Raw genomic sequence first — 875 nt, forward strand, 5'->3', positions numbered from 1 at the left:
CGGGGGCCAGGCCTCCTGGGTGCAGCAGGTGCACCGGCTGGCCGGCGCCGAGGAGCCGCCCGTCGCGCCCTGGAAGCCACCCGTCGAGGACGTGTTCCAGGCCGCCGCCCGGCGCCAGGCCGCGGCCCGCCCCGCCGCGCTCGGCAGGCGGCTGACCGCCCGGTTGCTGGACACCGTCGTCCTCGGCGCCGTCACCGCCGTGGCCGCCGTACCGCTCGGCATCAAGGCCATGGACCACGTCGACGCGAAGATCGAGGCGGCCAGGCTGTCCGGCGAGACCGTCACCGTCTGGCTGCTCGACGGCACCACCTCCGTCCACCTCGGCATCGTCCTCGCCGTCCTCCTCCTCGCCGGTGTCCTCCTGGAGGTGCTGCCGACCGTCAAGTGGGGCCGCACCCTGGGCAAGAGGCTGCTGGGCGTCGAGGTGCGGGACATCGAGGGGCACGAGGCGCCGTCCTTCGGCGCGGCCCTGCGCCGCTGGCTCGTCTACAGCGTGCCCGGACTGCTCGTCGTCGGGGTCGTCGGCGTCCTGTGGTGCCTGTTCGACAAGCCCTGGCGCCAGTGCTGGCACGACAAGGCCGCGCACACGTTCGTCGCCGCCGGCTGAGCCCTCGTCACCCGTACCGCAGTCGCTGCCGCTACCCCGGACGGCCGCTCGCCGGATGCGGGGCCGGAGGGTTCACGGTCGACTCGGGGCATGACCACCGAACCGCCCCCCGGCTCCGGCCGGCAGCCGCCGGACGACGACCCGTTCAAGAAGCACCCCCCGCCGGGCGGCCCCGACACCCCGGGGCCTGGCTCCCCGTACGACACCCCCGGCGGCCCGCCGCCGACCGGGGGCGGCGGGCCCTCCGGCGGTGGCGGTGGTGATCCCT

The 875-nt window shown here is 76.1% G+C and carries 1 protein-coding gene and 1 pseudogene; both read left to right on the forward strand.

What is annotated here, in order from left to right:
• A partial coding sequence (locus tag B7767_RS38295; protein WP_143652883.1) for an RDD family protein occupies positions 1–607 on the forward strand: 607 nt, incomplete at its 5' end.
• A 90-nt stretch (positions 608–697) separates the two neighbouring features.
• Positions 698–875 (forward strand): annotated as a pseudogene (locus tag B7767_RS48760) (RDD family protein); the annotation flags it as partial.

This window comes from Streptomyces sp. 13-12-16, assembly GCF_002114215.1.
Taxonomy (GTDB): Bacteria; Actinomycetota; Actinomycetes; order Streptomycetales; family Streptomycetaceae; genus Streptomyces.